The organism is Saccharibacillus sp. JS10, from assembly GCF_024436065.1.
Classification (GTDB): domain Bacteria; phylum Bacillota; class Bacilli; order Paenibacillales; family Paenibacillaceae; genus Saccharibacillus.
The window spans coordinates 173,121-197,552 of the sequence record NZ_JANFNS010000002.1; the positions used below are offsets into that span (position 1 = coordinate 173,121).

Here is a 24,432-nt window from a genome sequence, read left to right on the forward strand (position 1 = left end):
TAGAGGATGTTGCCTGGTCGAAGAACTCGAATTTATCGAGGGTTCGATCAGGCTTTTTTAAGCGATTTTCGAAAAAGATTGACCCAATTCCCCTGTTCCGGGGTAATCATAGGTAGAAGCTGACGATTCGGCAATTTGCCGAAAAGCAGACAGCGATTACGGAAGGAGCGTATCAATATGGCAAAAACGATTATGGGCAAAATTCGTTCGAACGAAACAGGAGAGGGACAAGCGACACTCGGAACCTTTTTATTCGATTGTTTGAAAAAAGAAGGCGTCACCGAAGTGTTCGGCGTTCCCGGCGATTATAATTTCACACTTTTTGATACGTTGGAACAATACGAAGGCGTCAAAATGGTTCCTGCTCGCAACGAACTCAATGGCGGGTACGCCGCTGACGGTTATGCGCGGGTCAAAGGATTAGCGGCGCTGATCACGACGTTCGGCGTCGGCGAATTGAGTGCGGTCAACGCAATCGCCGGAGCATACAGCGAGAGTGTACCGATCGTGCATATCGTCGGATCGCCTAAATCTCAAAAACAAAAACAACAAAAGCTGATGCACCATACGTTAATGGACGGAGATTTTGATGCGTTCCGCCGCGTGTACGAACCGATCTCTGCATACACGGCAATCTTAACGCCAGACAATGCAATGGTCGAAATTCCGAAAGCGATCTTTATCGCGAAGCAAACGCAAAAGCCGGTTTACCTTTCGGTAGCACTTGACTTGGTTCAGCAGCCGATCGCAGTGAAAGCACCTAAATTAACGCCGCTCAAAACGAGCGATTCTTCGCTTAAATCCGCTATGCGCCATGCACGCAAAATGTTGAAAGCGGCAAAACACGTCGTGGTCGTCAGCGATGCTCAAGTGAAAAGTTGGAAGTGGCAACCGCTTGTACGTGATCTTGCGCAAAAAATGCAAGTCCCTGTAGCCACGACAATCATGGGGAAAGGCGGCTTTGATGAAAGTCATCCGAACCATATCGGGACGTATGGCGGTCCGACAGGCAGCGAAGGAATTCGTAAAATTGTCGAAAGCGCAGATTGCTTGATTATTCCGGGCTATGTTCCGTCTGACACCAATACGGGCGGTACCGGATCAGAGTTGAATGCGAAAAAAATTATTGCGATTCATCCGACTTCAACGGTGATTAGCGGGCAGACCTATTCCGATATTTTGGGAGCGGATATGCTGCGCGAACTGACGGAATCCGGTCTAACTGCCGAAGAACCGATTCCGGCTGCCGATTATCCTTATGATAGCGAAGCACAGCTTGCGGGTAGCCATGCGTTAACAGCGGATGAATATTATCCGTTGATCCAGCGTTTGCTGCAACCAGGCGATATTATTTTAGCGGAAACCGGTACATTCGCGTACGGCATGTCTCAGCTTCAACTTCCGCAAGGCGTGACATATATCGCGCAAGGTGGATGGCAAAGTATTGGGTACGCGACGCCTGCGACGATGGGTGCATGCACAGCTGCTCCTAAACGCCGAGTGTTACTATTTACCGGTGACGGTTCGCTGCAAATGACGGCGCAAGAATTAAGCTCGATGATGGCTTATGGTTGTAAACCAATCATTTTCGTGCTCAATAACCGTGGCTATACGATCGAGAAACATCTGAATTTCCGTACACCGAAAGATCAACAACCTTATAATGAGATTCCGGGTTGGGATTATCTCAAGTTGATCGAAGCGTTTGGCGGTCAAGCGTATACCCAGCGCGTTCATACGGTCGGGGAATTGGCGCGTGCTTTCCGCGATGCCGAACATCAACGTTCGGATAAGCTGTGCTTGATTGAAATGATCGTTCCAAATGGACTGGATGCGCCAGAGTATTTGCAACAGGTGAGCAAAGAAATGGAGCGTCAAGAAAAGAAATCTTAATCGATAGCGATGCCGACAAAGCGGGTGACCGAACAGGTCATTCGCTTTTTTTAGATCACAGATTTTAGAGCGCACTACATCATATAAGGAGGAACACGATGAAAAAAGTGATGTTTTTGATTGCCGGATTATTTTCAGGAATTTTGCTTGGCTTGATGCTCAAAGCTGTTCAATCGTTCAGCGGTCATAAAGTCTATCGATTATTGCTTAACGCCGATTACGTCCCGGTTTTAAAAGAATTTCGGTTAAGTGAATTTACGGAGTTCGTCATTCATCTGGTGATTTCAGCCGTCTTGGTCGTTGTGCTCGGAATCTTTTGGCAGTACCTGTCTTATCGTCCAAATCAGTCAGCATATACAGCGCGAAAAGTAATCGCAGGGACTGCACTGATTAGTATGGTGATCGGAGCTGCTTTGTATCCGAGGACTTTGTTGTCTTCAGGCGGTACACCTCCGATCAATAGCGTGCCGGCTTGGTTTTGGTGGCTATTCGCACATAGCATGTATGGAGCGATATCTGGCGTCTTGATTTATTGGATTCAAGGCAAAAGGAATAAAGAGAAAGGCTAAACTTAATTGTGATGCCACCCGCCCGATTCAATATTTATAATAATTTTTCCATAGCCATTACACTCACGAATTTGCCGTCTAAAACTCCTTGGTTTTGAAATATACCGACTTCCCGATACCCGGCTTTATGATATAAGCTTTGACCTAACATATTAAATGGAAAAGTGAATAGGACGAACTTGTAAAAGTTATTTTGCCTACCGCTCTCTTCTAACTTTTGAAGCAGTCGTTTCCCTATTCCTTTTCCGCGGTAATCTCGATGGATATAAATTGAAAGGTCGCCGACGCCGTCATACACGCTTCTTGTGCTATATGAATTGATAGAAGCCCAGCCGACGACTTGATTATTTTTTTCGGCTACAATTACCTGATAACGTCCTTGATGTTTGGCAAACCATTCAGACATATAAGCTTCATCTTTTAGATCCGTTTCTAGCGTAGCAATGCGGTCTTGAATGCCTTGATTATAGATTGTCAAAATGCTGTTCAAATCAAATGGGGTAGCTTGTCGCAAAATGATCATTTTGATCGCTCCTAGACATTAGACTTAGATTTTTAATAAACATTATATATTTTGCATAGAAATATAAAAGAATGCAATGAAATTATTTGCATTTTGCAAATTTAAAAGATATAACTGTATAAAGAGGTGAAGTGAATTGGAGAGTAACAAAAGAGAGATGTTTCAAATGATGACGCGGCGTTTGGGATTGTTGGACAAAAACTGCTGTAACGCGGGAGGGATAGGCATCTCGCTTGTTCAAAGTCATATCCTTTATGAAATTGATCGTAGACACCATCCGTCTATTCAGCAAGTAGCGGACGCACTCGCCATAGATATTACGACATTTAGCCGCCAAATTCAAAGTCTTGTCAAATTGGGTTTAGTTCAAAAAACTCCGCTGCCTACAGATCGGCGTATTTACATTTTATCTTTGACTACGCAAGGGAAGTTTGTGGCTACAGTTATTGATGAGCAGATGAATCATTATTTACAAGAAGTTTTTTCGCATATGTCTGAGTTTGAACGGGACATGGTCATCAATGCTGTTAAGTTGTTGAACGAAAGTATGGCAAAATCTAGCGTCTGTTGTACGCCAATAGGATAAGAATGATCCTGTTGGCTTCGTTAAATAATTGCAAAATGCAAATAAATTTTAGGAGGAATAATCATGCTTAACCCTATTTTTTCGAATATAACCAATGGCTGTGAAACGTTTTCACCAGAACCGGATAGATTACCCGTTGCAATCATTGGAGCTGGACCGGTAGGTCTTGCGGCAGCAGCTCAACTTTTCTCTAAAGGTGAACCGTTTATGTTATTTGAAGCTGGAAATGAAGTAGCGGCGAATATTCGAAAATGGGAACATATACGACTGTTTTCGCCGTGGCAGTATAATATCGATAAATTTGCTAAAGCGTTGCTGAACAAGACGAATTGGGTCGCGCCGCAAAACGAAGAAATTCCAACGGGAAAAGAACTGATTGAGCATTATTTAAAGCCTTTGGCTGCGTTGCCTGAATTAAGTCCCAATCTATATTTGAATACGAAAGTTACCGCGATCAGTCGTAAAGGTTTAAGCAAAGTAAAAACAAATGGACGTGAAAAACTTCCTTTCGTGATTCATACCGAACAACACGGATCTTCATTTATTTATGAAGCGCGTGCGGTTATCGATTCTTCCGGGACGTGGTCGAATCCAAACCCGCTTCGTTCAGACGGTATATGTTCTGATGGGGAAAAAGCATTTCGTGAAAATATTTTATACGGTATTCCTGATGTACTCGGCAAAGAAAAAAATCGATATAGCGGTAAAAAAGTGCTTGTCGTAGGAAGCGGACATTCTGCGATAAACACTTTGCTTGAACTTGTAGAGCTTCAAAAAGAAGAATCAGAAACTGAGATTGTATGGGCAATTCGTAAAGCGAATATTGAAGAGGTTTATGGTGGGCGAGAATTGGACGGGCTTCGGGCAAGAGGAGAATTAGGCATTCGTCTTCAAACAGAAGTCGAAACCGGCAAAATTAAGGTTCTTACCGCTTATCATATTGAAAACATTCAAAAACAAAATGGACAGATTCAGGTTTCTGGAATGGCAAAAGATGAACGGGTCGTTGTTGAGCATATTGATGAAATTGTAAGCAATACAGGTTCGCGCCCTGACTTGTCGATCATGCAAGAAGTACGAGTGTTGATAGATCCAAGCTTAGAATGTGCATATGAACTCGCGCCACTGATTGATCCTAACCTACATAGCTGCGGTACCGTTCGACCGCATGGAGAGAAAGAGTTACGTCATCCTGAAAAAGACTTTTATATCGCAGGCGCCAAAAGTTATGGAAGAGCGCCGACTTTTCTCATGGCAACCGGATATGAGCAAGTCAGATCTATCGTAGCCGCTCTAGTCGGAGATATGGATTCTGCGCAAAAAGTAGAGTTGGAACTCCCCGAGACCGGAGTATGCAAAGTGAACGCTAAACGTAAGGAGAGTTACTATGAATTGATGCAGGCAAAAGAAGTTATCCATTGCTGCATTTCTTCAAAAAGCGAAAAAAAGGAGGTCAAGCATTGAACCCTACAATTTACGATTGTATTGTAATCGGCGCAGGTCAATCTGGTTTGGCAACCGCTTATTATTTACAGGAAGCGCAACAAAATTTTATTATCCTGGAAAAAAGTCAAGAACATTTGGGATCATGGGCAAACTACTACGATAGCTTGACATTGTTCTCGCCCGTCTCGTACTCCGCATTGCCAGGACTCCCATTTCCAGAAGGTTCAAATGTTTATCCTCATCGAGATGAGGTTGTGCAATATTTGAAGTCTTACGCGGCAATGTATCGTTTTCCGATATACCTAGGGCAAGAAGTCATCCAAGTGGATAAGAAAAATCAGATTTATACGATCCAAACTGCCAGCGGAGAACAATTTTTCACGCGAGCTATCATTTGTGCAAGCGGATCATTCGTAAATCCTTATATTCCAGACATTTTGGATAGGTATAAATTTAGAGGAGAAGTGCTACATTCAAAAGATTATCGAAATGAGGAAGGCTTCCCAAATAAAAGGGTTATTGTTGTAGGAGGAGGTAATTCGGCAGTTCAAATAGCTGTTGAACTCGCTAAAGCAGCGAATGTTACGATGGCATCCAGAGGCCCAATCAAGTTCAAACCTCAAATCATTGCAGGAAAAGACATTCACTTTTGGCTAACGTTCCTTCGGCTTGACCGATCTCGGTGGGGCAAACGACTATTGAAAAAAAGCAGTGAGAGCGTTCTTGATACAGGAAAATATAAAAAGGCTATTAATCAAGGTAAGCCTGACGTCAAAAAGATGTTTAAATCATTTACCGAATATGGGGTAGTATGGGAAGACGAAACTCATGAACAGATCGATACCGTTATTTTTGCCACAGGCTATATTTCGAAGTTTGAATATCTCAGTAACCTAGGCATAGTCGATTCATCAGGAATACCTGCAACGTTTAACGATGAAAAGATTTATTTCGTAGGCGTGCCGTGGCAAACTTCGTTTGCTTCCGCAACCCTTAGAGGCGCTGGAAAAGATGCTCAAAAAGCTGTACGATCGCTGCTTGAAAAGAACTAATTCTTTTTGTGTTCCCATTATATTCATTGTTGCTTATATAAGTGATTCATTATATGATTATATAAAGTTTGAACATGAAAAGAATCGTGACTGGGGTGTAGCTATGGAAAAAAGTATTCAAAATATGGCAGAGGCCTACAAGCTATTGGCTGATAAAACGCGTTTGACGATCATTGCATTGCTTCAGGAACAAGAGCTTTGTGTTTGCGATATCACAGACGTTATTGGAATGTCACAGCCTAACGCTAGCCAGCATCTGCGAAAATTGAAAGCAGCGGGTCTGCTTAACGAAAAGAAAAAAGGGCAGTGGGTGTACTACTCCCTCAACCCGGATGCAGAATCCTATGTTCGTTGTGTGTATCCGTATTTGCCATCTATGAAAGACGAAATAGCAAAATCCAAAAATTGTTGCGATTCTCAGGCGGACGCATGACGTTTATCGCGATCATCATATTTTTGCTAACGTTGACGTTTGTGATTTGGCAACCTAAAGGGCTTAATATTGGATGGTCTGCTTCAGTTGGAGCTATCCTTGCACTTCTTTTTGGAGTCGTCCATTTATCCGATATAGGGATTGTCATAGGAATTGTGTGGAACGCCACGCTTGCTTTCGTAGCTATTATTTTAATTTCGCTTATTTTGGACGAAATCGGATTTTTTGAATGGGCTGCTTTACATATGGCAAAGCTTGCAAAAGGTAATGGTAAGCTGATGTTTGTTTATGTTGCACTGTTAGGGGCAGGCGTTGCGGCGTTTTTTGCAAATGACGGGGCAGCGCTCATTTTAACGCCTATCGTACTCGCTATGGTTCGAGCGCTCAAATTTGATGCAAAGATGATTTTGCCTTTCGTTATCGCGAGTGGTTTTATCGCAGATACCACTTCGCTTCCGCTCGTGGTCAGCAATCTGGTTAATATCGTTTCTGCCGATTATTTCGGGATCGGTTTTATCGAATATGCCAGTCGTATGATCGTTCCCAATGTTTTTTCAATCCTAGCAAGTCTGCTGGTATTATTCTTGTTTTTCAGAAAAAGTATTCCCGGCTATTACGAAGTTAGCCATCTCAAAAAGCCAGCCGAAGCGATCAAACATAAAAAACTATTTAACTTGTCTTGGGTGATTCTATCTGTATTGTTGATCGCGTATCTGATGAGCGAATTTATTCAAGTTCCCGTTTCCATAATTGCTGGAATCGTAGCGATTTTATTTATTTTGGCTGCAAGACGCAGTCAGGAAATCCAAACATGGAAACTGATCAGAGAAGCGCCGTGGGCGGTCGTGATTTTCTCGATCGGTATGTACGTCGTTGTTTACGGACTAAGGAATGTAGGATTGACGGATGAACTTGGTAAGGTCATTCAAGTGATTTCCGATCAAGGGCTTTACGTATCTACACTCGGTATGGGCTTTCTAGCTGCCGCATTGTCTTCGGTGATGAACAATATGCCTACGGTGATGATTAATGCGCTTGCTATCGATGGAACGAGCACTCAAGGAATGATTCGCGAGTCGCTTATTTACGCCAATGTAATCGGGAGTGACTTGGGACCCAAAATTACACCGATCGGATCGTTGGCTACTCTTTTATGGTTACATGTGTTATCGCGTAAAGGCATAAAAATTACTTGGGGAAGTTATTTTAAAACGGGGATTTTACTCACGATTCCAACACTGTTTATCACGCTAACAGGACTATATTTATGGTTACACTGGATTCACTGAACGCTAACTTCACGATAAAGGAGATTTACAACCATGAATAACAAACCGCTTGTTTACTTTTTATGCACAGGAAACTCTTGCAGAAGCCAAATTGCCGACGGATTTTTACAAGCACTTGGAAGCGACAAATATCAGGTGAAAAGCGCAGGACTAGAAGCGCACGGTTTGAATCCTCGTGCTGTTCAAACGATGAAAGAAGCAGGTATCGATATCTCGAATCATACATCGGACGTCATTGATCCTGAAATTTTGAAACAAGCCGACTACATTATTACCCTTTGTGGTCATGCAAACGATAATTGTCCGGTGGTACGTAACGATAAAGCTGAACGATGGCATTGGGGCTTCGACGATCCAGCTAAAGCGACAGGTACAGAGGAAGAAATTATCGCAACATTCGCTGAAGTTCGTGATTCGATTAAAGCGCGAATCGAGCAGTTCCTGAAAGAAGGCAAGTAAAACGGGTCACGCCGAAAAAATCTAGTCTTCGTAAAGTTAACTACAAAACGAATATGCTCAAGGATAAAAAAAGATCGTTGCAGAAATGCGAACGGTCTTTTTTGCATGAAAGTTTAGGCAAGCGTAGGTCTAATCATTCAGAAAAACGTTTCGAGAAATTTCATTGTATCGACAAGCATATGCGTTATCATTGGAATTGTAAAAATATCTTTAAAATTATTTTTGATATTAGTGACACAGAGCGAAAATTACCTTATAATTTAGTCGATTAAAGAATATAACAGTGAAATGAAATTACTAATACAAGGAGGGAGCGGCAATTCTATCTCTGCAAAAAGTCAGCAAGTCGTACACGGCGCAGGGTCAGACTTTCCAAGCTGTTCTCCCTGTCAGTATGGAGATCGAGACAGGCGGTATTCATGGCATTATCGGTACAAGCGGAGCAGGTAAATCGACTTTGCTTCGGCTGATGAATATGCTGGAACGACCGGACGAAGGAAAGGTATGGCTGGACGGTCGGGATCTGATGACGATGAGTGAACGCGAACTGCGTATCGTACGGCGCTCGATCGGAATGATTTTTCAACAGTTTAATCTGGTGCATAACCGCACGGTACACGGGAATGTCGCTGCGGCACTGGAACTGGCAAGAACGCCAAAAGCCGACCGCGAACGCCGGATCAAGGAAGTGCTTAGTTTTGTCGGATTGGAAGATAAGATTCGGCAGTATCCGGCGCAACTGAGTGGCGGTCAGAAGCAGCGCGTCGCGATCGCAAGAGCCATTGCAGGTAATCCGAAGTTGCTGCTTTGCGATGAGCCGACGTCCGCACTCGATCCACAAACGACGGAAGAACTGCTGAATACGTTGTTACATATCAATCGCACGCTAGGTGTCACAATCGTTATCGTGACGCATGAGATGGAAGTCGTGCGGCAGATCTGTACACGCGTATCCGTCATGGAAATGGGCGAAGTAGTCGATACCTTCGATCTGCCCAAACGCTCCGAAGAGATGATCCGTCCGAAGCTATCCTATCGGGAACAAATTCTCGGTCTGGTAGAAAAGGAGGAATCGCAATGAGTATGCAGCGGTTGATTGAGATTTGGACACAGTACCATGAACAGATTTGGGAAGCGATCGGTCAGACCTTCTACATGGTCGGGATGTCTACAATTGCGGCTATAATTCTGGGCATTCCGCTAGGAACGCTAATCTTTGTCACTCGTCCGGGTGGTATGTTGCAGCATCGGGCAGCTTCGACATTGTTGAACACACTGGTGAACGTGATTCGCTCGTTTCCGTTTTTGCTGCTTGTTGTCTTTATGTTTCCGTTCACGCGTGCTATTGTGGGTACGACTATCGGCACAACGGCGGCTACTGTTCCGCTTGCGATTGTCGCGATTGCCGGATATTCACGATTGGTTGAGCAAGCTTTGCTCGAAGTCCCTCGCGGCGTAATCGAAGCGGCTCGTTCCATGGGTGCTTCACGCCTGGAGATTGTCTGGAAGTTTTTGTACGTAGAAGCCAGGTCGGGTCTGGTACTGGGTTTGACGACGTCGATCGTGAGCTTTATCTCGTATTCGACGGTTGTCGGTATTGTCGGCGGCGGTGGTGTAGGCGATTTTGCGATTCGTTACGGATATCAGCGTTTTGAGATGGACGTTACGATCTGCATGATTGTGCTGATGGTTATTCTTGTCCAGATCGTTCAAGTCTTGGGTAGTACGCTTTCTCGTAAAATAGATAAAAGATAACGCAACGCAGAACAACAAAAATTAGCTTATGGGGGTCAGACATCTTTATGAAAAAGACAATGCTTTTGATTTTGACAGCTGTATTTCTGGTTTTGGCAGGTTGTGGGCAAGGCGCAACTCCTTCTTCGAATCAAGCCGCTAACACGAACGATTCCGGTGCTACCACAGAGAACACAGACAACAAAGAATTGACGACGCTCAAAGTTGCTTCGCTCCCTGCTCCTATGGATGCGATCTTGCTGCTCGTAAAACCACTGTTGGTTGAAGACGGCATCAATTTGGATATTGTTGAAATGTCCGATAATATTCAGCCGAACGATGCACTGGCAAACAAAGAAGTAGACGCGAACTTCTTCCAACACGTTCCTTATGCAGAAGCGTATAATGAAGCTAAAGGGGCAAATATCGTTCCGGTGCAGCCCGTTTACAACGCATTGTATGCCGGATATTCGAAAAAGTACAAATCGATCGATGAGTTGCCAAACAAAGCAATCATCGCGATTCCTAACGATCCGCCGAATATCGCGCACTCTTTGCTGCTGCTTGAGCAAAACGATATGATCGAACTTAAAGAAGGCGTAGGAATCAAAGCAACGCTGCAAGACATCACGTCGAATCCGAAAGACTTCCAGTTCAAAGAAGTCGATCTGTTGACGCTGAACCGTATGATGGACGATGCCGATCTGGTAACGATGTATCCCGCTTATGCAAAACCGCTTGGATTGTCGGCGAAAAAAGACGCGTTGATCGTCGAGAAAGACATGCAAGCTTTCGCAATCACGCTGATGGCGCGCGAAGATAACAAAAACGACCCGGCGATTCTCAAACTTGCTGAGCGCATGCGCGGACCCGAAGTCGAAAAGTTTTTGAAAGAAGAATATACGGATACGTATCCGGCGTTCTAAGAATTAAGAAGTTATAGCTACAATAGATTAAAGCCTTGCGGCGATGCCGCAGGGCTTTTTTTATACAATTCTTTGATTCAACCGATAAAAGAAAAGAGTGTGTTCGAGGAAGCTATAGACAGAGAAATAAGGGGGATGAGTTTTTTGATCAAACAAGCTTTTAAAAAATGGGGAAGCATATTGCTCGCTACTGCTTTGCTAAGCGGCGTAGCCGTATCGCTACAACCGCCCACGGTTCAAGCTTATAGCGTGTGGAATGTCTACAACGAAGCAATGCGACTAGACAAGCAAGGGAAATACGCACAAGCGATTGCCAAGTACGAGCAAGCCGGACGCGAAATGGCGGCAAGCGGCGAATACGGTAACGCGGGGCGAATGTACCGCAACGCGGGCGAAGCTTATGTGAAGCTCAAGCAATACGACAAAGCCGTGGTCAGCTGGGATTTGGAATCGGCGTATTATGCCAAAGTCAATCTGGTGCAAGACAGCATCGCCGTCAAAAGAAAAGCCGATGCGCTGCGCAGTTCGGTACAACTTTATTATGCTACGGGGCTATCATCGGGCGGGATGAAAAAGCGCAGCCGCAACCTGGCTCCTTTGGAACCGGCTAACGGTATTTTGCTGGGGGCGTATGCGGAGCAAAACAAAAAAGTACATCAGTCGGCGAGCGGGAAATTTTATACCGATAACTATCCGACATTCACAGGTAAAAAGCACGCCGGTTATCTGATTTATTTCACTTACGGTACGCCGCTCTCAACCATTCAATCGCATATCAATGCGGCAAAACGTAACGGAACCGCGATCGAACTTGGCGTACAGCCGCTTAAAGGCATGGGCGAGGTGCAAAACAACGCGTATTTACATCAACTAGCCAAAGACGCAGCCGCTTCGGGTGTGCCGATCTTTTTGCGTTTTGCCAATGAAATGAATGGCAACTGGACACCGTGGAAAAGCACGCCCAAAACCTATATCGAAAAATTCCGTTTAGTCGCGGACGTTTTCCACAAAGAAGCACCGGACAACGTAGCGATGCTCTGGGCACCCGGTGCGAACCCGATCGACAATCTGCAAAGTTATTATCCAGGCGACAAATATGTCGATTGGGTCGGCGTCAGTCTGTATTCGATCTACAATCCGACTGCCGACCCGCTTAAGCAAGGGATTGACCGAAGCAGTCATATCGCAAAATTGGACGCGGTGTATCAATGGTATGCCGACCGGAAGCCGATCATGATCGCAGAAGGCGGCGTCTCCTATATGTATCCGGAAAAAATGCGCGATGTCACGGATTGGTCGGTGTATCAAATGCAGCAGCTATATGCGACACTACCGATGAAATATCCGAAAGTGAAAGCCGCGTTCTGGTTCGATGTAGATGCCAAAGGAACCACGGATCGCGTCAAATATTACGGATTATCCAACAACGACAAAATGCTCAGCGCGTACAAAAAAGCGATTGCGAATCCGTATTACCTAAGCGCAGTCGGTGAACAAACGACGCTGTCGTACAATCCAATCACGACAAGTGTTCCAGCGGCAAAATTGAGCATATCCGGCTATGTCAAAACATGGTCGCCCACGTTAAGCAAAGTAATTTACAAAATCGGCGGTAAACAAGTTGGCGTGACGACTTCGGCACCGTGGACAGTCGAGATCGACTTCACCAAATATAAAGGCAAAACGATCACCATCGACGTACTGGCTTACGATAAATCGGGTAAATGGGTCACGATGCAATCGGTAAAAGCGAAAGTGCAATAATGAAGAAAAGCTTGCTCCTTACATGGGCAGGCTTTTTTGCTTTTGTGGTGACGATCTTTTAGATTAGAATAACGTGATAAAGAGCGAGCATGAAAAAAGCTTCGCTGCGTACACTTTCGCAGCGAAGCTGTAAATCTCATTTTTCAAAAAAGAAAATTAGTTATTTCCCGCTCCATACCACGTCAACGACATTAAATCCTTTTCGGCTGCCTGTGCCGGGTTTACCGTCAATCGTAACGGAGAAGGTTCCGCTAGAGTCTATAATAGTGATACTCGATGCGCTGACTTCTTCGAATTTACTAGTCGCGCCTTTTTTCGCAAAGTATTGTTTGTACGTATTTCCGAGCGTTAACAAACTTTGTTTGGTCGTGTAGCTGAACGTTGCAGACGGTTTACCCGTTGCGCCAGACGAACCTTGGATTAGATCGAAGACTTTTGCGTCAGACGTTAACGGGAAATCGGCAGGAATACTGCTTGGGCGTTGTACCGAAGAAGATCCGCCCGTGCTACCCGAAGAAGCAGAACCTCCGATAACGACGCGGCTATTTTTAGCATCGTATGTAACGGATGTATTCAGAGCTTCACCAATCGAACGTACAGGCAGATACGTGGTACCATTGTACGTGATCGGAGCAAGCGTTTTGCCATTGCCGTCTTTTGGCGCATAAGTTTTGCCATTCACGACAATGCCCAGACCGTAATTTAGCGAAGCGCGGATTTCTTTAATATTGGCTCCTGCGTACACCCCTGCTGATGCGGTGAGTGTAAGTGCGACACCGATTGCCGCAGCTGTTAACTTCTTTTTCATGAATAGATTCATCCTTCCCAAAATGTGATTGCCGACATCTTGGATGTAGTAGACTATTTGAATAGTAAAACCTGCCTGAATATGTAAGGTCGGCATTTCTCATTAACCCGCTTATGAAGTCATTAAACGAAGAAGAAGAAAATCGGGACAATTAGCGTCCAAACGGGATTTTCAAGCTTGAAACGGGTAAAAAACTTAGGTAAATGGTCGTGTGAACGGAATACATATGAAGGTAGAGATTGGAGTGGATATGAGATGGAATTATATTTTTCAGATAATTTTTTTAATGCCGGTCAGACCGAGATTTTGAACGAAGCCGGCGAAGCGGTAGGTCGATTGGATTTGCGTAGTCTGTTCGGTTCTGCGCTGGACATTTATGGCGCAGGAGGAGAATTGCTGTATACCGGACGTTTTCAAATGATGTTGCGTCGTTGGAAAGTGTTGAATGGAAATAACGAAGAAGTTGGAGTCCTTCGACCACGATTCACCATTCTCACCAAAAAGTTTAGTTATGATGCGGGAGTGCGCGGCGAATACGAGATCGAATCCCCGAATTTTTCGAAAGATTATGTGATCACACGAGACGGATCGGTAGCCGCAGAATTTTCGCGGACAAGCGGCTGGATTCGGAGCGGAGCATATCGGTTGCAAAATTATTCGGAACTGCCGGATTATGAGCTGATCGCGGTCGTGATGGGCGTGAATGCGATTCGCAAACGTCAACGTTCTGCGTCGAGTTCTTAGTAGGGAGGCACACTACGCGTGAAAAATTTGCTAGTCACCGGTTATCGGGCAAATGAGTTAGGTATTTTCAATCAAAAGCATCCAGGGATTCCTTTTATCCGGGAAGCGATCAAGCGTCGGTTGATTCCATTGATTGAAGAAGGACTGGAATGGGTGCTCACTCCCGGTCAATACGGTGTTGATCTATGGGCTTGCGAAGCGGTAATTGAGTTGAAAAAAGACTATCCGCAACTTAAATTATCCGTATTGGCGGCTTTTGCCGGGATGGATGAAAAATGGAGCGACGAGAAAAAAGAATATTGGCAGGATTTGCTCAAAGAGATCGATTATTACGGCTTGGTGAGTAAAGAATCGTATAGCGGGCCGTGGCAGTTCAAAGCGCGAGACGGATTATTGCTCCGTAAAAGTGACGCAATGCTGCTCGTCTATGACGATGAAGCATCGCCAGGCAGCCCGCGTTATTTCCGCGAAGCAGCACTTCAGATGCAGGCAGAAGTCGGATATCCACTTATACAGATTACGCCGGAAGATATTCAGTCGGTTGCTGAAGATATGCAGATGGACTTGACCGATGCCACTATGGACGGAGACGATTGGAACTGACTTTTATCAACAATGATGGTTGGAGCAAATGAAAGGAGGCAGTGAAGATGGAACTTTATTTTCGCGGAAATCAAATGCCGCTTGGCAAAGGCGTGATCCGTCAGATTGGCGGGGATCGTAAAGGATCAATCGATTATAACGGAGATAGCAAAAAAGGCATTTTTATTTTGGATGGCGACGATTATGTGCTATATCGCAGCAGCTTCGACCGTTCAACGAAACAATGGCAGGTTCGAGATGCCAGAGAAGAAATCGTAGGTTGGTTAAGCCGGGAAAAAGAGTTTACGAATTCGTATTTCGGATATGATGCGGGTCACCGCGGGTATTATCGGATTCTAAAAGATGCGGGCGGTTACCGGATCGAAGGAACGAACGGCGAAGCGGCTTTCGTCGATGTCAAAAAGCATTGGATGAGATCGGGCGAACACTGGCTTCAAACCGAAGAAGGTGTAGAAGTGAAAGTGAACGAGTATGAATGGGTCGCGGTGATGCAGAGTATAGAATGGTTTAATCAGAATCCGATGTGGCTTACGGCAGCAAGTGGAATGCTTCCATTCATTGTAGGTGGTGGACGTTAATCAATAAGAAAAGCGTAAAGATGACGGCAACCGCATCTTTACGCTTTTTTTTGGGTATATGAAAATACTTTGACTGCTATACGGAGATTATTTGCGGTTAAACGTAAATCCTTCTTCGATCAAATATTCTTCGGTTTCTTCGCGCGTCTCGAACGCCATCTCCAAGCTAGCACCGGAATAAATAAAGAATGTCTCGTCTTCGAATTTCAAAATCAATTCTTGTCCATCGCCGTCTGTCCAAATCTCGTCACCTGCTTCTACGATCGAAGCGGTATCTGTCGATTTTGGCGCTGCGGAATCTCCGTTTGGCGACAAAGAAAGAATCGAAGCTGCTAAAATTTCACGCAGCTGTTCTTCCGTGAAGTCACGTACGTTGACGAAGCCTTTATCATCCGTGTCATAACCGCCGATAAGCCCTGCGAATATATAACCGTTGCCGTTCGGATGGAAGCGATAGCCGACTGTTTTTTTCTCGTGGGCGCTGCCTTCAAAATGATAATTCACCCGTCCTAACGAAACGTCTTTCCGTTCCAGTTCAGGGAAGGAATCTAAAATTGCGATTTTTTGGTCAAAAGTAAGCATAATTAAGGTGAACCTCCAAAGATGTAAGTAGTGAACAAACCGATCTTGCTTAAGTCTCCGATTCGTCATTCTTTTGCTAGTATATCATTATCTACTTCTTGTTATGGGGAAAGATGATAAAAGTGTTGTTGGGTGAGGGAAGCGAAAAAACTGCGGGTAAAATTCGTTTCGGTCGCTTGTTGAAATCGGGAAAATTTGATTGGAATTTAATTTGGATTTTCCCGATTTCAAAGGCGAACATTCCATTCCTGCACTGAATTTCACCCTCCGTCTTTTCGCTTCCAGTTAAGTTGGCGTTTGAATAAAAGAAAGACGGCGAGATCGCCGTCTTTCTAGATGCTTAGATTATAACTGCTTATAGTAAGCCGACTAATTTCAAGCCATGTGCAATGCCGTCGTCTTCGTTGGTTTTGGTGACGAATTTGGCGACGGCTTTGACTTCTGGGAGGCCGTTGCCCATCGCGACGCTATTGGTGATTCCGCTGAGCATTTCCATATCGTTCAGAGCATCGCCGAACGCGTATTGACGCTCCGGCGGGATGCCGAGCTTTTCGGTAATTTTGCGAATGCCTTCGAGTTTGCTTCCGCCTGCCGGAAGAACGTCTGCGGAGATCGGGCTCCAGCGGATGAACGACAATGCAGGGAAGATCGCGTCGTATAATTGCTGATCTTCGGTGCTGCAAAATAGAGAAGCTTGATAGACCGAACCGGTTTGAATAAATTCAGCTTCGACTTGGGACAGCTTTACGTAGTTCAGCAGCATCCCAAAGCCTTGCGCGACGAATTCGTCATCGGGTACGGTCGCTCTCATTTCTTTGTCATCAATCAGAAGAACCGGGTGATTATGTTCCAGCGCGATTTTCGTCAGTTGTTCCAGCGATTCTTTGTGAATCGGGTTGGTGTAGATGACCTCACCGTTCAACACGACATATTGACCGCTATAGCTGACATACGTATCGATACCGAGTTGTTCGCGAATTTCTTTGAACATAAATTGCGGTCTTCCGGTTGCGATCGCGACGATATGCCCTTGATTTTGCAATTCGCGGATTGCGTCTTTAGCTGATTGGGGTACATTTTTTTGCTCGTCTACCAATGTACCGTCGATATCGAAAAAGATAATACTTTGTTCCATGTTCACGCCTCCGCTTATTTGATAAAAAAGATTAAAGCAATCCAGCCAACTTCAGCCCGTGTGCGATGCCGTCTTCGTTATTCGAAGTCGTCACCCATTTCGCAGCGTCTTTTGCTTCTTGCAGACCGTTGCCCATCGCGACGCTGTTCGGAATCCCTTGCAGCATTTGCAGATCGTTCAGCGCGTCCCCAAAAGCATATTGACGTTCCAAAGGAATCCCGAGTTTTTCTGTGATTTTACCGATGCCTTTGAACTTGCTCCCGCCAGACGGAAGAACGTCTACAGAGACAGGATGCCAACGAACAAAATCAAATGCGCTCACAAGCGATTCGTAAGGTTTTTCTTCGCCTTCTGCGCAGAACAGCAAAGATTGATAAATAAAGCGATCTTGATAATATTTCGGATCATGCGAAGGAAGCATCCCGATATTGAGGGTCGTAATACTTTCTGTCACGCGTTCGTGATCCGGCACATTCGCACGCATATCTTCATGATCCATATAAACGATCGCATGGTCATTTTCCAACGCAATATCCGTCAATCGTTGCAGAGCTTCAGCGTTTAACGGGTTCGTGAACACGACCTCGCCTTCAAGTACCACATACGATCCGTTGTAGCTGACATACGTATCGATATTCAGTTCTTTGCGGATATGCTCAAAAAAGAACGGTGCGCGTCCCGTTGCGATCGCAACGATATGCCCTTGTTTTTTTAAAGCCGCAATCGCTTCTTTGGTAGAATCGTTGAGTTGTTTCTCGTCGTTCAGGAGTGTGCCGTCAAGGTCGAAAAAAACAATGCTTCTCTCCATATTCGTGTCTCTCCTCCATGCGGATGTTACGACAAGTAGTTAAAGTGTCGCAGCAGTGCCGCTTTTTATATTGATTTATTTATCTCTTTCCATGCGCTCTCTGTCTATTCTAGTATAACACGACAAGGTCATGGGAACATTTGGTGAAAGTACGAATTTGTAATAAATGTCCACTCCAGAACATGCAATGCTTAAAGCGGAGAATAAAAAGGTGTGCTATAATAATTGCGAATTGGGTTGTAAGCGTTAACAGGTTAAAGATGGAAGGTTGGAACTTTCCTTTATTTCGTATCCACAGGAGGTAGACGATGGCACTTGGAACGAGCATGATTATACGTTTGCAAATGGATAAAAGACAGGTCACATTCGGCGAGGTAGCAGGTGCAATCGGCGATGGCGGCGGCGACGTGGTCGCGATCGACGTAATCCACGCCAGCCCTGAGCATACGATTCGAGATTTGACCGTCAATCTACCTGAAAAAATGCGAGATGCTGTACTGGAAGCGGTCGAAGCGTTACCGGGCGTAACGGTCGTGAACGTATCGGACCGAACCTTTTTGGCGCATTTGGGTGGTAAAATCGAAATTCAATCGAAATCGCCAGTCAAAAACCGCGAAGATTTGTCTCATGTCTATACGCCTGGCGTAGCCAAAGTATGCCGTGCGATTCATGAAGATCCGCAAAAAGCGTTTACGTTAACGATCAAGCGCAACACGGTGGCTGTCGTTTCTGACGGGACAGCCGTGCTAGGGCTTGGCGATATTGGACCGAGAGCCGCGATGCCGGTCATGGAAGGTAAAGCGATGTTGTTCAAGCAGTTCGCAGGCGTGGACGCATTCCCGATCTGTCTGGATACAAAAGACACCGAGGAAATTATTCGTACGATTAAATTGATCGCGCCGGCTTTCGGCGGAATCAATCTCGAAGATATCGGCTCGCCGCGCTGCTTCGAAATCGAACGTAGACTTTCGGAAGAATTGGATATTCCCGTTTTCCATGACGATCAGCACGGTACGGCTGTCGTAGTACTCGCAGGGCTTCTTAACGCGCTGAGCATCGTCGGCAAAAAGTTGGAAGATGCCAAAATCGTTTTGCTCGGCGTCGGAGCGGCAGGTTCGGCTTGCATCAAAATGATGTTGTCTGCGGGAGCGCGCAACGTCATTGCGGTTGATCAATGCGGTGCTCTGCACAAAGCGGAAAAATACGATAATCCAATGTGGGAATGGATTGCCGATAACTGCAATCCGAATGGCGAACAAGGCAAGCTAGATGAAGTCATCGCAGGAGCAGACGTCTTTATCGGCGTGTCTCGTCCAAATTTGCTGACTTTGGATCATATCAAATCAATGGCGGCTGATCCGATCGTGTTCGCGATGGCGAACCCTGATCCTGAGATCGACCCGGAACTTGCAGAAGCACACGTCCGCGTACTGGCGACAGGACGAAGCGATTTCCCGAACCAAATCAACAACGTACTGTGCTTCCCAGGCATGTTCCGCGGAGCTTTGGACTGCCGCGCGAGTGTGATTAACGAAGCGATGAAAGTAGCGGCGGCACAAGCGATTGCTTCTGTTGTCGAAGACGACGAACTGAACGAACAATATATTATTCCGAGTGTATTCAATGATAAAGTCGTAGATCGTATTCGAGATGCGGTCGTTAAAGCAGCGATGAAAACCGGCGTCGCACGCAGAATTCCACCCGAGTTTCGTTAAAAGTGTTAAGAGTTCGGAGATTTCGGTTAATAAAAAAGCGGATAAACCCGCTTTTTTATTAACAAAGTGAATGTTATGACAATAATATGAATTTAAGCTTTTCAAATCCATTACAAAGGTGTAATATAAATATATAAGCTATTAAAAATATAGTAACTACAGAAAAGAGGATGTCTTATGCAATTCGAAAACAAAGTCGTATTAATTACCGGAGCTGCCGGCGGCATCGGAATCGCTGCTGCTCAAGCTTTTGCCAAAGAAGGCGCAAAGCTAGCATTGGTTGATCTCAAACTCGAACCGCTGCAAAAAGCGGCTGAATCGTTGTCCGCAGCGGATGTGCTGCTTTTAACCGGTAATGTATCCAAAGAAGAAGACGTACAAAAATACGTTCAAGATACCGTCGACAAATATGGACGAATCGATGTTTTTGTGAACAATGCGGGTATCAATGGCGCTTTTGCTCCAATCGTGGATCAAACCGCAGAAAACTACATGAACGTGCTCGGTGTTAACGTTATGGGGGCATTTTTCGGACTCAAATATGTCCTTCGCGTCATGCAAGATCAAAAATCCGGCGCGATCGTCAATACCGCATCGAATGGCGGTCTGCTTGGAGCACCGGGAATGTCGGCTTACGTCGCATCCAAACACGCTTTGATCGCGCTTAACAAGACAGCTGCTCTGGAAGCGGCTGAATATGGAATTCGCGTGAACGCCGTAGCACCTTCGGGCGTAGATACCAACATGATGCGTTCGATCGAAACAAATGCTTCTCCGGGTCAAGAAGATTCGGCAAGAAAAAGCTTCGAAGCCAGCGTACCGCTGAATCGTTATGCGGAAGCTTCCGAGATCGCGGATCTGATGGTATTTTTAGCTTCTGAGAAAGCTTCCTTTATCACAGGTTCCTACTACCGCATTGATGGCGGACAAGGGGCGACTTCGGTCTAAGCTGAATCTATTTTGTGTATATTCCACAATAAAGATTGCCAAGAACCTTATCTTTCCTTTCAATAGGAGAGGTAAGGTTTTTTGTACGGTAAAAACGATCTCGACTCGGAGGGATGACGATGTTGCTGGAAGTGATTGCCTATACACCGGAAGACGCTGTCTTGGCGGTGCAAGGAGGCGCGGATCGGATCGAATGGATCGCCGATCCGTTATCCGGCGGTGTCACGCCGGATCTATCGCAAGCCGCGCAGATGCGTAGCGCGGTGCAAGTACCGATCCGCGTCATGGTACGGACGCGGGGAGGTTCGTTCGTCTACACGGAAGACGAACTGCGTGGGATGCGGCGAGATATTCGCCGCATCCAAGCCGTAGGCGGGCTTGATGTAGTGACCGGCGTATTAACGCCGGACGGTGCGGTGGATACCTCCGCACTGGAAGAACTGGTGAACGCGGGGCAGCGCCTTGCGTTCACGTTCCACCGCGCGTTTGACGAAGCGAAGCCGCTTCACCGCGCGCTGGAAGTGCTGTCCGTCTATCCGCAGGTGACGGACATTTTGACCTCGGGCGGCGCAAAGGCTGCGCCCAAAGGAGCCTCCGTGATTGCCGAGCTGCTGCGCCGCTCCGCAATCACGGAATCCAAGCCAGCACCGCCGCGGATCCTCGCCGGCGCCGGCTTAACAGCGGACAATTTGCGCCCTTTTTTGGACGCAACTCATGCGCGGCGCATCCATATCGGATCGGCGGCGCGCTTCGGCGGTAACCCGCTGGCGCGGATTGATCCGCAGCGGATCAGTGAGATCCGCCGAATCCTACAAAGTCATATTGAGCAGCGGTAACAAAGAAACCCGAGTTCGGTTCGAAGAAATCGTTCGTTCGGTGTATAGAGCATGAATCGGATATAATAAATAAGCTTCGCATGATCTGAATACTCAAAAAGGAGCTGAATCTATTAACTATGAAGCTTAACATTCGTTCTTCGCGCACAACCTTTATAGGCTCGATTTTATTTATACTCGCTGCAATCATCTATGTATTGACCGAAGCGATCGCCGCTTACGCGTGGCAAACTCCGCCTTACCGATATGCGTACAACTATATTAGCGATCTAGGCGTTGCAGGGCCGCTGAATATCGACGGACGCGAGGTGTTTTCGCCGCTTGCTTATGTAATGAACTTCGGATTTATGATGCACGGGATTTTGTTTGCTTTGGGGTACGGGTTTGCCTTGCCGCTGCTTACAGGGAAAAGTAAATGGATCGCTTTTGCCGCAGCTTGTGTTCACGGAATCGGAAATATTCTGATCGGAATTTTCCCCGGGGTTTCTTACGAAGGAGTAAGCCCGCATCTAACCGGTGCAGCGCTAGCGATTATCGGAGGGAATCTAGCTTTGATTTTTGCCGGATTATCGCTGCGTAGCCTGTATCCGCGTTTGCGCTGGGTTGGGGTCGGGCTCGGTATCTTCGGTATTTTGGCTTTGTTGATCATGGTGTCCGATCTATTCGGTCATCCAGCCGTGTTCGAACGGTTGTCGGTCTATACGATGACGGCTTGGGATCTGATCTTCGGCATAAGCTTGCTTATAGCTTCCGGAGTTCGATCCAAATCTATATTTTCGTAAAAAGCTAAAAAAGCTGCACACCGTTTTCCCATCTATAACGATGGAGAACAGTGTGCAGCTTTTTTACGTGTTGATCAAGCGTACCTACAGCATTTGAAAAGATTAATTTTCTTCGCCATGCGACAACAAAGTATCTAACGCACGGCTGTATTTCAGTAGACGCTTTTGATCTTTTTCCGAAGGCTTTTTGATCCGGGTCAGATCCATATTGTCTTGCAGATCCAAAATTTTCACCCGCGCCGCTAGCCTGTTCGGTTTGATCCGCAAAATGAACGCTGAATACGATTCGTTTTCGCGGCGAGATAGACGGTCAATCGCTTCGACGATTTCTTCCGAGAACCCTTCTTTGCGCAAATCTTCCAGCGTAAGCGGCGTATCTTCGACCACGTCATGCAAGACGGCGACGATCTGTTCTTCTTCCGTGAGCGCTTTGAGCATCAAGCGTACCGGATGAAAAATATAAGGACGTCCGCCTTTATCGGTCTGACCTTCATGATACTTGGCGGCAAGCGATATTGCTTTTGCAAGAGTAGCCATTGCGCTTCCTCCTTACACGGATCTATGATTTGAATCTACAACTTCGCTGCACGTCTGGGTCTACGCGTAGTCGGTCCCATTTCATGCGAATCTTTGTTTAGCGTTTTGATTAGACTGAACGCCATCATGATGATGACAAAAGAGAATGGGAACGCACATATAATCATCATGTTTTGCAGAGCTTGAAGCCCGCCTGAGTACAGCAATACGAGTGCCATAGCAGTCAGCATCAGACCCCACACGACTTTCAAAATATTATTCGGATTCTGTGCACCGCCTGTCGTCATCATCCCCAGTACAAATGTACCGGAGTCTGCGGAAGTGACGAAGAAGATTGCAATCAGACCAACCGCGAGGATTGAAGTTGCCATGCCAAATGGGAAGGTATGCAACATGCCGAACAGCGTTTCTTCAGGAATGAGTTGAGACAGCGTCGCTTTTCCGCTACGTTCAATCGCGATCGCAGATCCGCCAAAGATCGAGAACCAGATAAAGCCGATTACCGAAGGAGCCAGCAACACGTAAGCGACGAACTCACGAATCGTACGACCTTTCGATACCCGTGCGATAAAGATTCCGACGAATGGCGACCAAGAGATCCACCAAGCCCAATAGAAGATCGTCCAGGTGTTAATCCATTCGCGATTTTCCGGGTTAAGCGGTGCGATACGGAAACTCATGGTTACAAAGTTTTGCAAATAACGACCAAATGAATCGGTAAAAAGATTAAGCGTCAGTAGCGAAGCGCCGAATACAAATACAAGAAGACACAGCGCGGCTGCCAAGATCATATTGACGTTACTTAAAATTCGGATACCTTTATCGAGACCGCTCAGAGCAGAAGCCATAAACATGACGGTAACGATCAAAATAATAATGAATTGAATTAAAATATTGTTTGGAATTCCAAACAGATAAGATAATCCGCCGTTGATCTGCACAGCGCCGATACCAAGCGACGTAGCCACGCCGATTACGGTCGCAATAACCGCGATAATATCGATTGTTTTACCGATCGCGCCTTTTGCGTGGCGACCCAAAACAGGCGTCAATGTCGAGCTGATTAGTGCCGGTTCGCCTTTGCGGAACATCACATAAGCCAAAGACATGGCAACGAGACCATACACTGCCCAAGCATGAACACCCCAATGGAAAAAGGTATATTGCATCGCTTCGCGTGCGGCTTGTTCAGTTCCGACTTCGCCGGTAGCTGAACTTATCGCATAGTGATTAAGCGGTTCGTACGCGCCGTAGAATACAAGACCGATACCTACACCCGCGCTAAATAACATCGCAAGCCAAGTCGGACGCGAGTAGTCGGGAGTATCTTCTTGTTTCCCCAATTTAATTCTTCCTAAAGGGCTGACCAGTAAGTAAATACAGACTGCCACAAATGCTGTAACGGCGATTAAGTAATACCAGCCAAAAGTATCTGTGATCAAAGATTGCACATAAGCTGTAGATTGCTCCAGACTATCTGGGAAAAGAACCCCAAAAAGTACAAGCACAACAAGGATCGAAGCAGATATGTAGAATACACTTGTCGCTTGCTTCATTTTTTCACTTCCGTTTCGGATAAGTTTTCGGGATTGGTTGCTTGATATTACATACACGTAACTTCATAAAACGACGCAGCAATTCCACTTACCTTTTGCACAGAAAACGTTATCAATAGCGATATC

26 protein-coding genes are annotated in these 24,432 nt (G+C 45.8%); 19 read left to right on the forward strand and 7 right to left on the reverse strand.

What is annotated here, in order from left to right:
* Nucleotides 1–177: 177 nt before the first annotated feature.
* Together NOM90_RS06255 and NOM90_RS06260 are read left to right on the forward strand one after the other, a co-directional pair.
* Entirely contained in the window at nt 178–1,893 is a 1,716-nt protein-coding gene (locus NOM90_RS06255; RefSeq protein WP_255940756.1) for an alpha-keto acid decarboxylase family protein, read from the forward strand.
* Nucleotides 1,894–1,991: 98 nt separating this feature from the next.
* Nucleotides 1,992–2,462, forward strand: coding sequence for a hypothetical protein (locus NOM90_RS06260; protein WP_255940757.1), 471 nt, complete (start codon nt 1,992–1,994; stop codon nt 2,460–2,462).
* Between the two features lie 34 nt (nt 2,463–2,496).
* Here NOM90_RS06260 and NOM90_RS06265 read toward each other — a convergent pair whose 3' ends face one another.
* On the reverse strand, nt 2,497–2,985 hold the full coding sequence (locus NOM90_RS06265) for an arsinothricin resistance N-acetyltransferase ArsN1 family A (protein ID WP_255940758.1): 489 nt from the start codon (nt 2,983–2,985) through the stop codon (nt 2,497–2,499).
* 157 nt (nt 2,986–3,142) lie between these two features.
* Here NOM90_RS06265 and NOM90_RS06270 point away from each other — a divergent pair, with 157 nt between their 5' ends.
* The 10 genes from NOM90_RS06270 (at nt 3,143) to NOM90_RS06315 (ending at nt 12,674) form a co-directional block, all read left to right on the forward strand.
* Complete coding sequence (locus NOM90_RS06270; protein WP_255941826.1) at nt 3,143–3,571, forward strand: MarR family winged helix-turn-helix transcriptional regulator; 429 nt, start codon at nt 3,143–3,145, stop codon at nt 3,569–3,571.
* A 63-nt stretch (nt 3,572–3,634) separates the two neighbouring features.
* A complete protein-coding gene (locus NOM90_RS06275; RefSeq protein WP_255940759.1) occupies nt 3,635–5,035 on the forward strand; it encodes an NAD(P)-binding domain-containing protein in 1,401 nt (466 codons plus the stop codon).
* Complete coding sequence (locus NOM90_RS06280) at nt 5,032–6,069, forward strand: flavin-containing monooxygenase (RefSeq protein ID WP_255940760.1); 1,038 nt, start codon at nt 5,032–5,034, stop codon at nt 6,067–6,069. Before NOM90_RS06275 ends, NOM90_RS06280 begins: the two co-directional genes overlap by 4 nt.
* Nucleotides 6,029–6,502, forward strand: coding sequence for an ArsR/SmtB family transcription factor (locus NOM90_RS06285; RefSeq protein ID WP_370866576.1), 474 nt, complete (start codon nt 6,029–6,031; stop codon nt 6,500–6,502). Before NOM90_RS06280 ends, NOM90_RS06285 begins: the two co-directional genes overlap by 41 nt.
* The gene (locus tag NOM90_RS06290; RefSeq protein WP_255940761.1) at nt 6,499–7,791 is read left to right on the forward strand and encodes an arsenic transporter; all 1,293 of its coding nucleotides are present in this window, start codon (nt 6,499–6,501) and stop codon (nt 7,789–7,791) included. The genes NOM90_RS06285 and NOM90_RS06290 overlap by 4 nt, the downstream gene beginning before the upstream one ends.
* 33 nt (nt 7,792–7,824) lie before the next feature.
* Entirely contained in the window at nt 7,825–8,250 is a 426-nt protein-coding gene (gene arsC, locus NOM90_RS06295; RefSeq protein ID WP_255940762.1) for an arsenate reductase (thioredoxin), read from the forward strand.
* A gap of 319 nt (nt 8,251–8,569) precedes the next feature.
* Nucleotides 8,570–9,331, forward strand: coding sequence for a methionine ABC transporter ATP-binding protein (locus tag NOM90_RS06300; RefSeq protein ID WP_255941828.1), 762 nt, complete (start codon nt 8,570–8,572; stop codon nt 9,329–9,331).
* A 2-nt stretch (nt 9,332–9,333) separates the two neighbouring features.
* Nucleotides 9,334–10,005 (forward strand): methionine ABC transporter permease, encoded by a 672-nt coding sequence (locus tag NOM90_RS06305; RefSeq protein WP_255941829.1) that lies wholly within the window; start codon nt 9,334–9,336, stop codon nt 10,003–10,005.
* Between the two features lie 47 nt (nt 10,006–10,052).
* Nucleotides 10,053–10,910 carry a MetQ/NlpA family ABC transporter substrate-binding protein gene (locus NOM90_RS06310; RefSeq protein ID WP_255940763.1) on the forward strand — a complete coding sequence of 286 codons (858 nt, stop codon included), beginning with the start codon at nt 10,053–10,055 and terminating at the stop codon, nt 10,908–10,910.
* A 144-nt stretch (nt 10,911–11,054) separates the two neighbouring features.
* Nucleotides 11,055–12,674 carry a glycosyl hydrolase gene (locus NOM90_RS06315; protein ID WP_255940764.1) on the forward strand — a complete coding sequence of 540 codons (1,620 nt, stop codon included), beginning with the start codon at nt 11,055–11,057 and terminating at the stop codon, nt 12,672–12,674.
* 160 nt (nt 12,675–12,834) lie between these two features.
* Here the strand turns inward: NOM90_RS06315 and NOM90_RS06320 are convergent, their stop codons facing one another.
* Nucleotides 12,835–13,482, reverse strand: a complete 648-nt coding sequence (locus NOM90_RS06320) for a stalk domain-containing protein (protein WP_255940765.1) — start codon at nt 13,480–13,482, stop codon at nt 12,835–12,837.
* Nucleotides 13,483–13,737: 255 nt separating this feature from the next.
* On the opposite strand from NOM90_RS06320, the gene NOM90_RS06325 reads away from it, so the two are divergent.
* Genes NOM90_RS06325 through NOM90_RS06335 form a run of 3 tightly spaced genes read left to right on the forward strand, consistent with a single transcriptional unit; the run spans nt 13,738 to nt 15,407 of the window.
* On the forward strand, nt 13,738–14,226 hold the full coding sequence (locus NOM90_RS06325; RefSeq protein ID WP_255940766.1) for an LURP-one-related family protein: 489 nt from the start codon (nt 13,738–13,740) through the stop codon (nt 14,224–14,226).
* 18 nt (nt 14,227–14,244) lie between these two features.
* Entirely contained in the window at nt 14,245–14,829 is a 585-nt protein-coding gene (locus tag NOM90_RS06330; protein ID WP_255940767.1) for an SLOG family protein, read from the forward strand.
* Nucleotides 14,830–14,876: 47 nt separating this feature from the next.
* Nucleotides 14,877–15,407, forward strand: a complete 531-nt coding sequence (locus NOM90_RS06335) for a hypothetical protein (protein WP_255940768.1) — start codon at nt 14,877–14,879, stop codon at nt 15,405–15,407.
* Between the two features lie 87 nt (nt 15,408–15,494).
* Here the strand turns inward: NOM90_RS06335 and NOM90_RS06340 are convergent, their stop codons facing one another.
* The 3 genes from NOM90_RS06340 to NOM90_RS06350 form a co-directional block, all read right to left on the reverse strand.
* Complete coding sequence (locus NOM90_RS06340) at nt 15,495–15,989, reverse strand: hypothetical protein (protein WP_255940769.1); 495 nt, start codon at nt 15,987–15,989, stop codon at nt 15,495–15,497.
* Nucleotides 15,990–16,344: 355 nt separating this feature from the next.
* Nucleotides 16,345–17,124: a Cof-type HAD-IIB family hydrolase gene (locus tag NOM90_RS06345; protein WP_255940770.1), complete on the reverse strand. Its 780-nt coding sequence runs from the start codon at nt 17,122–17,124 to the stop codon at nt 16,345–16,347.
* A 31-nt stretch (nt 17,125–17,155) separates the two neighbouring features.
* Nucleotides 17,156–17,932, reverse strand: coding sequence for a Cof-type HAD-IIB family hydrolase (locus NOM90_RS06350; protein WP_255940771.1), 777 nt, complete (start codon nt 17,930–17,932; stop codon nt 17,156–17,158).
* Between the two features lie 308 nt (nt 17,933–18,240).
* On the opposite strand from NOM90_RS06350, the gene NOM90_RS06355 reads away from it, so the two are divergent.
* The 4 genes from NOM90_RS06355 to NOM90_RS06370 all read left to right on the forward strand — a co-directional run bounded on the left by NOM90_RS06355 (nt 18,241) and on the right by NOM90_RS06370 (nt 22,213).
* Nucleotides 18,241–19,647 (forward strand): NAD-dependent malic enzyme, encoded by a 1,407-nt coding sequence (locus NOM90_RS06355; protein ID WP_255940772.1) that lies wholly within the window; start codon nt 18,241–18,243, stop codon nt 19,645–19,647.
* A gap of 177 nt (nt 19,648–19,824) precedes the next feature.
* Complete coding sequence (locus tag NOM90_RS06360; RefSeq protein ID WP_255940773.1) at nt 19,825–20,595, forward strand: SDR family NAD(P)-dependent oxidoreductase; 771 nt, start codon at nt 19,825–19,827, stop codon at nt 20,593–20,595.
* A 119-nt stretch (nt 20,596–20,714) separates the two neighbouring features.
* Nucleotides 20,715–21,431 carry a copper homeostasis protein CutC gene (locus NOM90_RS06365; protein ID WP_255940774.1) on the forward strand — a complete coding sequence of 239 codons (717 nt, stop codon included), beginning with the start codon at nt 20,715–20,717 and terminating at the stop codon, nt 21,429–21,431.
* A gap of 119 nt (nt 21,432–21,550) precedes the next feature.
* On the forward strand, nt 21,551–22,213 hold the full coding sequence (locus NOM90_RS06370) for a DUF998 domain-containing protein (RefSeq protein ID WP_255940775.1): 663 nt from the start codon (nt 21,551–21,553) through the stop codon (nt 22,211–22,213).
* Between the two features lie 102 nt (nt 22,214–22,315).
* Here NOM90_RS06370 and NOM90_RS06375 read toward each other — a convergent pair whose 3' ends face one another.
* Nucleotides 22,316–22,750, reverse strand: coding sequence for an HD domain-containing protein (locus NOM90_RS06375; RefSeq protein ID WP_255940776.1), 435 nt, complete (start codon nt 22,748–22,750; stop codon nt 22,316–22,318).
* A 35-nt stretch (nt 22,751–22,785) separates the two neighbouring features.
* Nucleotides 22,786–24,306 carry a glycine betaine uptake BCCT transporter gene (locus NOM90_RS06380; protein ID WP_255940777.1) on the reverse strand — a complete coding sequence of 507 codons (1,521 nt, stop codon included), beginning with the start codon at nt 24,304–24,306 and terminating at the stop codon, nt 22,786–22,788.
* Nucleotides 24,307–24,432 lie beyond the last annotated feature (126 nt).